Below are 9,333 nucleotides of genomic sequence, written 5' to 3'. Positions count from 1 at the left end.
ACCCATCATACCCGGCGCTTCCGGAAAAGGCGGTAGGTAAGCGCCCCGCCGACCAGCAGAAAGACGAGCGGCGCGGCCCATAGGATGAGGTGCGTGCCCCGAGCGGGCGGCGAGAAGGTCACCCAGTCGCCGTAGCGGCGGATGAGATAGTTGCGAATTTCCTGCGGCTCCTGCCCCTCGGCAATCCGCTCGCGCACGAGGGCGCGCATGTCGACGGCCATCTCCGCGTTCGATTCGGCGATGGACTGGCCCTGGCAGACGAGGCAGCGCAATTCGCGCATGAGGTCCTGCGCCTCGGCCTCCTGGGCGGCATCGGGCAGGGGGGCTTCGGCGAAGGCGGCAAGGCCGAGAAGGAGGAGAGCGGCGATCCGGGTCACTGCAGCGCCTCCATACGGGCCAGAATCTCCTCGACATTTTCGGGACGGATTTCCCCGATCCACTGTGCGCGGATAACGCCGTCCCCATCGATCAGATACGTCTCCGGAACGCCCGTCGCGCCGAATTCGATCTGCATGCGTCCGCGCGGGTCCATGCCGATGCGCGAGAACGGATCGCCATATTCGGCGAGGAATTCCTCGACATCCTGCGTCTCGTCGCGAATAGCGACGGCATGAACCACGGCGCCAGAAGCGGCGAGACGCTCGAGTTGCGGAGCCTCCACCCGGCAGGGCAGGCACCAGCTTCCGAACAGGTTCACGAGGGTAACGGTACCCTGGCGCAGGTCGCTGGCGGCGAGGCCGGGATTTGCGTCATTCAGACCCTCTAGCTCGAAGTCGGGAACCGGCTGCCCGACCATGCCCGATTCAATCGGGCGCGACGGATCGCTGTCCAATCCGCGGATCGCGATAACGACGAACAGAAGGAATGCCGCAAGCGGCAGGATGACAGCCAGTCTGCGAATCATGCCGCTGCTTCCCTTCGTTCGCGTGCACGCCGCTTGCCGCCGGCAAAAGCGGCGACGACCCCGCCGCCCGCTGCGATGAGGCCGCCGATCCAGATCAGGGCGACGAGCGGCTGCCAGTGAAGCCTGACCTGCCAGCGCCCTTCGCCGTCTCCGTCGCCAAGTACCGCATAGAGATTGCCGGACGGCCGCACCAGAATATCGGTTTCCGTGGTGACCTGCATCGGGTTCACGAACGCGCGGCGCTCCGGCGCGAGCAGTTCGCTGTTCCCGTCATAGGCAGCGGATACGAGACCGCGGACGCTGGTATAGTTGGGGCCCGCCCAAGGCTCGACGGCGTCGAGGCGAATTTCGAAGTCCGCAATGCGGGCGGTCTCGCCGGGTGCAAGAGGATAGGTTCTTTCGATCGAGCCCGCCGCGCTGGCGGCGATACCGAGCGCAGTGACCGCGACGCCGAAGTGGGCAAGCGCCGTGCCGGTTGCCGACAGCGACAGGCGGCGCGCCCTGGGTCCCAGCACGATGAGGAGGCTGGCGGCGCCCAGCCAGCCCGCCACCGCGACGCCCAGGGCCGCGAGCACGCCGCGAAGGCCGAACAGAACAGCGACGAGTGCCAGCACAGCGGCTGTCACGAAGGCGGGAAGCAGGCGGGCGCCGACCGCTCGCAGGTCGGCAAGGCGCCATTTCAGGAACGGCCCCGCGGCCATCAGCACCAGCAGAACGAAGATCAGCGGCAGGAGCGCAGTCTCATAATAGGGTGGGCCCACCGAAACACGCTCTCCGCTGATCGCTTCCAAAGCGACGGGATAAAGCGTGCCGATGAAGACGACACCGAGAATCGCGCTGAGGATCAGGTTGTTGACGACCAGCGCGCCCTCCCGGCTGACGAAGCGGAAGCGCGCGCCTTCGTTCACGGTGGAGGCGCGCAGCGCATAGAGAATGAGCGCGCCGCCGACATAGATGCCGAGGAGGATAAGGAGGAACAGGCCGCGCTCCGGGTCGACGGCGAAGGCATGCACCGACGTCAAAAGCCCCGAGCGGACGATGAAAGTGCCGACCATCGACAGGCTGAACGCCAGGACGGCGAGGAGGATCGTCCAGTTCTTGAGCGCGCCGCGGGCAGCGAGGACTCCGACGGAATGAAATAGCGCGGTGGCGGCGAGCCACGGCATGAGCGATGCATTTTCGACCGGGTCCCAGAACCACCAGCCGCCCCAGCCCAGTTCATAATAGGCCCAGAAGCTACCGAGCATGATGCCAGCGGTCAGGAAGCTCCAGGCGGCAAGGACCCACGGCCGCACCGCGCGGCCCCAGGCGGGCGTGACCTGCCGCTCCAGGAGCGCTGCCACCGCAAAGGCGAAGGTCGCCGACATGCCGACATAGCCGAGATAGAGAAGCGGCGGATGGAAGGCGAGGCCGGGGTCCTGCAGCAGCGGGTTGAGGCCTCGCCCCTCGACGGGGGCCGGGTCGAGCCGCAGGAACGGGTTCGAGCTGACCAGGAGGTACGCGTAGAAACCGAGGGCGATCGCGCCCATGGTCTGGATCAGACGTACCCGGAAGCGGCCGCCGGGACCCGTCGCGCGCGCAGCCGCGGCCAGACCGAAGAGGGCGAGGACGGTGACCCACAGGAGCATCGAACCCTCATGGTTCGCCCAGGCGCCGGTCAGCTTATAAAGAAGCGGCTTTTCCGTGTGGCTGTGACTGGCCACGAGCAGCACGGAGAAGTCTGATACGGTGAAGGCCCAGATCAGCGCGCCGAATGCCCCGGTGCACAGCAGAGCCTGGCCGATGGCGGCAGGGACCAGAAGGCGAAGCGCGGCATCGTCGTCTTTGCGCCGCAGCTCGACTTCGCCGCCGATAAGCTGAACGAGCGCGAGGGCAGCGGCGAGCCAAAGCGCGAAGTGGCCGAGTTCGGGGATCATCAGCCGTCAGTTCGCAGGCCGTGCCTTGGCTTCCGCCTCGGCCCTCGCGACGGCTTCCGCAACCTCGGGCGGCATGTAGTTTTCGTCATGCTTGGCCAGCAGTGTTTCGGCGGCGAAGGTACCGTCGGCCTGAAGCCGCCCATCGGCGATGACGCCCTGACCTTCACGAAACAGGTCCGGGACGATGCCGGAATAGCGTACGGGCACGCTTTCCAGCCGGTCCGTGACGCGGAAGGTCGTGGTCACGCCGTCGGGCAAGCGCATGACCGACCCTTCTTCGACGAGGCCGCCCAGCCTGAGCGGCTGCCCCGGTTCGACGTCCGCAGCGGCAAGGTCCGCGGGCGCGTAGAAATAGGCTGCGCCCTCGCGCAGCGCAGGCATGGCGAGAAGGGCGGAGATGATGAGCGCCGCCACGGCCGCACCGATCAGGAACAGGCGCTGGGACTTGGGTTTCATCGCCGAAGCTCCTCGGCCCGCCGCTCGGCCCTGCGCATGGTCAGATAGGCCCAGGCCAACACGCCGCCGATGCCGATGGCTGCGGCGACATAGGCCGCGATCACGAATGCGGTCTGGTTCATGCTGCGGCCAGCCTTGCCAGCCGTGCGCTGACCTTTCGTTCCGCGATGAGGGCGCGCATGCGCATCAGCACGGCACTTGCCATCAGAAGGCCGATGCCAAGAGCGCTCGTCAGCAGCGGCCAGAGCATTGAGCCATCGATGCTGGACCCCGAAAGCGTGATGGAGGCCGGTTGGTGAAGAGTGTTCCACCATTCGACGGAGAACTTGATGATCGGCAGATTGACCAGACCGAGTAGGGCGAGGATCGAGGCCATTTTCGCGCCCCGGCCCGGCTCGTCATAGCTGCGGGCAAGTGCAATCACGCCGAGATAGAGAAAGAAGAGAACCAGCATGGATGTCAGGCGGCCATCCCAGACCCACCATGTTCCCCAGGTCGGCCGTCCCCAGATCGATCCCGTGATCAGGCACACCGCGCTGAAGACAGCCCCCACAGGCGCCAGCGCAAGCAAGGCTACATCCGCGAGCGGATGGCGCCAGACCAGGGCCGAGAAGCCGGCGATCGCAAGACCCGCATAACCCGACATGGACAGCCAGGCAGTCGGCACATGGATGTAGAGCATCCGCACGCTTTCGCCCTGCAGATAGTCGGCCGGCGCGGCAAAAACTCCCCAGTAAAGACCGATGGCGGCGATCAGCAGGCCACCCCAGAAGCAGACTGCGGATGCCGGCCGCGCAAGTCTGAGGAATCGTGCGGGGTTGGCGAAGCGGTGCATGATTGGGGGCTAGATAGCATTTGTGCGCGGTTTGGGAACAGCGGCAAAGGGACCGAAAGGGAACAGGGTTCTTCGCTATCCGTCGATAGGCCCTTGCCTTTCGGAACGGCGGCTGCATCAGTCCCGTTCATTCAGAAACATGACAATCCGATTGGACCTGCAAAACCATGCTGAGAACCGCTCTTTTTCTAGGCGCGGGCGTTGTGGCCCTTGCTGCCTGTGCACAGACGATGACGTCTTCCGCGACCGAAGGATCTGAAGACATGACCGCCACTGCGGACGTTCCGGACTATGAGACCACCGAACCTCACGACGTGCTGCTGGCCGAATGGGACGGCCCTCACGGCGGTATGCCGCCGTGGGACGAGGTTGAGCCCACGCTATTTCCCGCCGCCTTCGACGAAGGCATCGCGCGGCTGGAAGTCGAAATTGATCGGATCGCGACCAATTCGGAGGCTCCGACTTTCGAAAATACGCTCGTTGCGATGGAGAAGGCCGGAGAGCCTTTGAGCCGGGTCTCCACGCTGTTCTACACCATGACCTCGAACCGGAACCTGCCTGAATATCAGGAACTGGCGGGGGAGATCTCGCCGAAGCTGTCGCAGGTCTTCGACCGGATCAATTTCAACGATGCGCTCTTCGCGCGGGTGAAGGCGGTCTACGATGCACGCAACAGTTCCGGCCTGGATGCCGACCAGATTCGCCTGACCGAGAAGGTCTACGATCAGTTCGTGCGGCGCGGGGCGGCGCTGAACGACGCCGACCAACAGCGCGTGGGAGAGATCAACACGCGCCTGTCCGGCCTGTTTACGGAGTTCTCGAACCGTGTGCTTGCCGACGAGGGCAAGGTAATCCCGGTCGATGCGGCTGCCGTCGAAAGTCTGCCGGAAGCCCTGCAGGCCGCGTTCAAGTCGGCCGCGAGCGAAGCCGGCATGAATGGCTACGCCGTCGCCAACACGCGTTCGGCCGTCGATCCGTTCCTGACCTTCTCTGATGACCGTGAGGCCCGCGAGCGGGTATGGCGCGCCTTCGTCAATCGCGGCGACAACGCCGACGAGAACGACACGAACGACCTGATCGCAGAAATCGTGAAACTGCGCGCGGAACGTGCGCACCTCCTCGGCTTCGAAAGTCACGCGCACTACCGAATGGCCGATACAATGGCCCAGACGCCCGAACAGGCGATGGAGCTGATGATGCGTGTCTGGGAGCCGGCGGTCGACCGGGTAAAGGAAGAAGTCGCCGATATGCAGGCGCTTGCGGACCGCGAGGGCATGGATATCACGATCGAGCCCTGGGACTATCGCTACTACGCGGAGAAGGTGCGGCAGGACAAATACGCGCTCGACCAGAACGAGTTCAAAAACTACTTCGAACTCAACAACATGATCGACGCGTCATACTATATGGCGAAGCGCCTCTACGGGTATGAGTTCGAAGAGGTCACCGGTCAGTTCCCGACCTTTCATCCGGACGTTCGCGTCTTCCACGCGACCCGGGCGAGCGATGGCGGCCATGTCGGCTATCTCTACCGCGACGATTTCGCCCGCCAGTACAAGCGTTCGGGCGCCTGGATGTCGACATACCGCGACCAGAATCAGCTGGGCGGCGAGAAGACCTATCCCATCGTTTCCAACAACAATAATTTCACCAAGGGGGCCGACGGCGAGCCCGTCCTGATCAGCCTGGACGATGCGGAAACTCTGTTCCACGAGTTCGGCCATGCGCTGCACGGGCTGAGCGACAATGTGCGCTATCCGACGCTCGGCGGCACGCCGCGCGACTTCGTCGAATTTCCCAGCCAGGTGCACGAGAACTGGGTGCTGACGCCGGAAGTGCTCGATCAATATGCCCGCCACTACGAAACCGGCGAGCCGATGCCGCAGGAACTGATCGACAAGCTGAACGCCGCGAGGACGTTCAACCAGGGCTTTGCCACGGTGGAATATCTGGCGGATGCGATCGTCGACATGCAGTTGCACATGAACCCGAATCCCCCGGCAGATTTCGACCCGGATGCTTATGAGCGCCGCGCGCTGGAGGAACTGGGCATGCCCGACGAGATCGTGCTGCGTCACCGCCTGCCGCACTTCAGCCACCTGTTCTCATCGGATGCCTACTCGGCCGGCTATTACAGCTATCTCTGGTCGGACGTGATGGCCTCCGATGCCTGGGCGGCGTTCGAGGAAGCGGGCGATCCGTGGGATCCCGTCACGGCCACCAAGTTCCGCGACATCATCTTGGCTACCGGTGACGCCATTCCCCGGGCGGAAGCCTATCGGGAATTCCGCGGACGCGATCCGGAAGTCGAAGCGCTACTTGAGAATCGCGGCTTTCCGACCGGGGAAGAGCCGGAAGACCGGTAAGCGATTGATCACCTGAATTGAAAAGGGGCGGTCCGGTAGATACCGGACCGCCCCTTTTTCTTTTGCGAAGGCCAGAAGCTATTCGGCTTCGGCGACAGCGTAGAGAAGGTGGGCATAGCCCATGGTCGCATCGACAAGGCCCGCCACGTTGGGGTTGGTCGATTCCACGACATAATATTCGTCGGGCGCGTGGGCGCCGGACCCATGCCCGATGCCGAAATGGCCGGCGGGAAGGGACAGCGGCGGGTCGGTGAACATCGCGCCGGGCCAGGAGCCGGCGAGGCGCGGGTTGAGGGCATAGGGGATCCCAAGCCGCTCGTAGGTCGCCATTTCCGCACGGATCATGAGGCTGTCCTCGGCCGTCTCCGTCGGATCGTAGCCACCCGATACCTCGATTTCGATATCCTCGAACCCGTTGGCATCGAGATGAGCGCGCATCTTCCTTTCCGCCTCTTCACGGGTCTGGTTCGGCACGAGGCGAAGATCGATCTTCGCAACCGCGCGGCCCGGGAGGATCGTCTTGCCGCCAGGTCCGGTATAGCCGGAAACCAGTCCTTCGATATTGACGGTCGGTTCCTGGGCCAGCCGGATCATCGCCTCGTCATATGGCAGGTCGTCGATCCACCGCGTAATTCCCAGCGTTTCCTTCTGTTCTTCCGGATCGACAAGAGCCGCGCCCTCGCGGATCAGATCCTTCTCATGTTCGGTCAGCGGGCGGACATTCTCGTACCAGCCTTCGATGGCCGGAGTGTTGCCCCCATCCTCGACCAGCGTCTCGAGGGCATGAACCAGTCGCCAGGCGGGCGACTCGACGGCGGCCTTCAGGCTGGAGTGAATGTCGGTCTTCGGGCCCGGGCCCCAGTTCGCCCCATCGGAAATGAGTTCCAGTTCGACCACGCCTTTCGACCCGAGATTTACGTCGACGGCGCCGGAGCGGTCCTGCCAGCTTGCCGGGATGAAGATGCCCTCGGCCTCTTTCAGCGCCGTCTGGATGTGGGGAACCGCCGTCATGTCGCCGAAGTTCGGGGAGCCGATCTCTTCCTCGCCCTCCGCGATCAGGACGAGGTTTACCGGCGGGGTAATGCCGGCTTCCTTGAAGGCATGAAGCGCGGCAAGGAACGTCGCTTCGGGGCCCTTCTGGTTCACGGCGCCGCGGCCCATGATGGCGCGGCCGAACCCTTCCTTCTCGACGATGGCGCCTTCGAGTGGCGGAGAAGACCATTCGGCCGGATCGAACTGCTTCACATCGTACATGAAGTAAACCGCAAGGGTCCGATCGGCGCCGTTGTCCATCGTCGCAAACACGCCGGGATGACCCGAAGTGGGCACGATCTCGACCTCGTCGAACCCAGCCTCGCGCGCCAGCGTCGCCATATACTCGACGCCCTCCTGCATGTTCAGGTCTTCGGCAGCGATGGACGGCAAAGCGATCCAGTCCTGAATGCGCTTGATGGAGGCATCCCGGCCGGACTCTGCCGCCGACCTCAGCGCTGCCTCTTCCTCGGCGGACTGGGCGAGAGCCGGAACGGCGGGCAGCGACGCAGCCAATACCAGGGTGCAGGCAGCACCGTGACGCAAGAAACTCAACATGAAAACATCCCCCTCTCTCGGTGAAAGGGGGATGTTTAGCAGACCAGTTAGCCTAGTCGATCAGGGAAATAGTGTGTCAGTCTTCCAGCGCGAGGCGCTCATAGCGACGCAGATAATGATCGGTCGTACCGAACTGGCCTTCGATCATCGTCGCGCGCTTGAAATAGTGGCCGACCGCATATTCGTCGGTGATGCCGATGCCGCCGTGCAGCTGGACCGCATTCTGGCCGACATAGGTCAGGCCCTTGCCGATCTTCACCTTCGCCTGCGCCGCCGACGCGGAGTCGGGCAGGCGGTTCACGGCCATGTAGGTCATCGAGCGCGCCTGCTCGGCCTCCATGAACATGTCGACCATACGGTGCTGCAGGACTTGGAACTTCGAAATGGGCACGCCGAACTGCTTGCGTTCCTTCGTATAGTCCTGAGTGAGCTTGTTCATCTGCTCCATGCAGCCGACGGCTTCGGCGCAGAGGCCCACGACCGCCTCGTCGACGACCTTCCGGACTGCTCCCGCAGCCTTCCCGGCCTCTCCGAGTAGCGCGCTCGCCGGAACTTCGGCATTTTCGAAATAAACCTCGGAAGCAACGCCGCCGTCGACCAGCGGATAGTCTCGCGTGGAGACCCCTTTCGTATCCTTCGGCAGGAGGAAGAGCGAAACGCCGTCCTCGTCCGCGACATCGCCCGAGGTGCGGGCAGTCACGACAAGATGAGTGGCGGAGGGCGCATCGCGCACCACGGCCTTGTGCCCCGAAAGGACAAAGCCGCCATCCTTCTCCCGGGCACTTGTCTCGAGATAGTTGAGATCGAAGCGCCCCTGCGGCTCGGCCCAGGCAAAGGCGATTCGCGTTTCGCCGCCGATGATCTCCTCGATCAGATCGGCCTTGCCATATTCGCGGGCGAATCCGCCGCCGATCACGACGGTCGAAAGATAAGGTTCGACGACCAGTGAGCGGCCGACCTCTTCCATGACGATCATATTTTCGATCTGCCCGCCGCCAAGGCCGCCGAGCTCCTCGGAGAAGCTGGCGCCGAGAATGCCGAGCTCTTCGGCAAACGCCTTCCAGATATCCTGCGACCAGCCCGCATCGGAGCGGCTGATCTTCTGGCGCGATTCGAAGTCGTAGCGATCGGCCAGGAAACGCTGCAGCGTGTCGCGGACCATCGTCTGGGTTTCGGTGAAATCGAAGTTCATGGGCGGGTATCGCCTCCCCTGTTTTCTGAAAGAGCGCCGCCGCGGTTCGTTGCCCGCGGCGGCGCCAAATGCAA

9 protein-coding genes are annotated in these 9,333 nt (G+C 63.8%); 1 reads left to right on the top strand and 8 read right to left on the bottom strand.

The genetic code is table 11. The features are described from left to right. Nucleotides 1–5 precede the first annotated feature (5 nt). The 6 genes from KCN53_RS13065 to KCN53_RS13045 are packed head-to-tail and all read right to left on the bottom strand — an operon-like array spanning nucleotide 6 to nucleotide 4,111. Nucleotides 6–377 (bottom strand): cytochrome c-type biogenesis protein, encoded by a 372-nt coding sequence (locus tag KCN53_RS13065; RefSeq protein WP_088712048.1) that lies wholly within the window; start codon nucleotides 375–377, stop codon nucleotides 6–8. Beyond that, on the bottom strand, nucleotides 374–904 hold the full coding sequence (locus KCN53_RS13060) for a DsbE family thiol:disulfide interchange protein (RefSeq protein WP_088712049.1): 531 nt from the start codon (nucleotides 902–904) through the stop codon (nucleotides 374–376). Before KCN53_RS13060 ends, KCN53_RS13065 begins: the two co-directional genes overlap by 4 nt. After that, entirely contained in the window at nucleotides 901–2,820 is a 1,920-nt protein-coding gene (locus KCN53_RS13055) for a heme lyase CcmF/NrfE family subunit (RefSeq protein ID WP_088712050.1), read from the bottom strand. Before KCN53_RS13055 ends, KCN53_RS13060 begins: the two co-directional genes overlap by 4 nt. 6 nt (nucleotides 2,821–2,826) lie before the next feature. After that, complete coding sequence (gene ccmE, locus KCN53_RS13050) at nucleotides 2,827–3,276, bottom strand: cytochrome c maturation protein CcmE (RefSeq protein WP_088712051.1); 450 nt, start codon at nucleotides 3,274–3,276, stop codon at nucleotides 2,827–2,829. Next, nucleotides 3,273–3,398: a hypothetical protein gene (locus KCN53_RS16065; RefSeq protein WP_263435063.1), complete on the bottom strand. Its 126-nt coding sequence runs from the start codon at nucleotides 3,396–3,398 to the stop codon at nucleotides 3,273–3,275. Before KCN53_RS16065 ends, ccmE begins: the two co-directional genes overlap by 4 nt. Continuing rightward, nucleotides 3,395–4,111: a heme ABC transporter permease gene (locus tag KCN53_RS13045; protein ID WP_088712052.1), complete on the bottom strand. Its 717-nt coding sequence runs from the start codon at nucleotides 4,109–4,111 to the stop codon at nucleotides 3,395–3,397. Before KCN53_RS13045 ends, KCN53_RS16065 begins: the two co-directional genes overlap by 4 nt. A gap of 263 nt (nucleotides 4,112–4,374) precedes the next feature. Between KCN53_RS13045 and KCN53_RS13040 the strand changes: the two genes are divergently transcribed. Then, a complete protein-coding gene (locus KCN53_RS13040; protein WP_224199674.1) occupies nucleotides 4,375–6,477 on the top strand; it encodes a M3 family metallopeptidase in 2,103 nt (700 codons plus the stop codon). 78 nt (nucleotides 6,478–6,555) lie between these two features. On the opposite strand, the gene KCN53_RS13035 is transcribed toward KCN53_RS13040, so the two are convergent. Both KCN53_RS13035 and KCN53_RS13030 read right to left on the bottom strand, forming a co-directional pair. Then, nucleotides 6,556–8,067: a M20/M25/M40 family metallo-hydrolase gene (locus tag KCN53_RS13035; RefSeq protein ID WP_088712054.1), complete on the bottom strand. Its 1,512-nt coding sequence runs from the start codon at nucleotides 8,065–8,067 to the stop codon at nucleotides 6,556–6,558. Nucleotides 8,068–8,143: 76 nt separating this feature from the next. Next, entirely contained in the window at nucleotides 8,144–9,259 is a 1,116-nt protein-coding gene (locus KCN53_RS13030) for an acyl-CoA dehydrogenase family protein (RefSeq protein WP_088712055.1), read from the bottom strand. Nucleotides 9,260–9,333: the final 74 nt, after the last annotated feature.

The sequence above is a fragment of the Pacificimonas aurantium genome, assembly GCF_020092905.1.
Classification (GTDB): Bacteria; Pseudomonadota; Alphaproteobacteria; order Sphingomonadales; family Sphingomonadaceae; genus Pacificimonas; species Pacificimonas aurantium.
The sequence above is the reverse complement of the archived record's forward strand: the minus strand, read 5'-3'. Positions and strand labels throughout refer to the sequence as shown.

What these genes read in the sequence shown, in the direction of transcription:
- KCN53_RS13060 (WP_088712049.1), bottom strand. Translation starts at nt 904, where the DNA reads ATGATTCGCAGACTGGCTGTCATCCTGCCGCTTGCGGCATTCCTTCTG.
- KCN53_RS13055 (WP_088712050.1), bottom strand. Translation starts at nt 2,820, where the DNA reads ATGATCCCCGAACTCGGCCACTTCGCGCTTTGGCTCGCCGCTGCCCTC.
- ccmE (WP_088712051.1), bottom strand. Translation starts at nt 3,276, where the DNA reads ATGAAACCCAAGTCCCAGCGCCTGTTCCTGATCGGTGCGGCCGTGGCG.
- KCN53_RS16065 (WP_263435063.1), bottom strand. Translation starts at nt 3,398, where the DNA reads ATGAACCAGACCGCATTCGTGATCGCGGCCTATGTCGCCGCAGCCATC.
- KCN53_RS13045 (WP_088712052.1), bottom strand. Translation starts at nt 4,111, where the DNA reads ATGCACCGCTTCGCCAACCCCGCACGATTCCTCAGACTTGCGCGGCCG.
- KCN53_RS13040 (WP_224199674.1), top strand. Translation starts at nt 4,375, where the DNA reads ATGACCGCCACTGCGGACGTTCCGGACTATGAGACCACCGAACCTCAC.
- KCN53_RS13035 (WP_088712054.1), bottom strand. Translation starts at nt 8,067, where the DNA reads ATGTTGAGTTTCTTGCGTCACGGTGCTGCCTGCACCCTGGTATTGGCT.
- KCN53_RS13030 (WP_088712055.1), bottom strand. Translation starts at nt 9,259, where the DNA reads ATGAACTTCGATTTCACCGAAACCCAGACGATGGTCCGCGACACGCTG.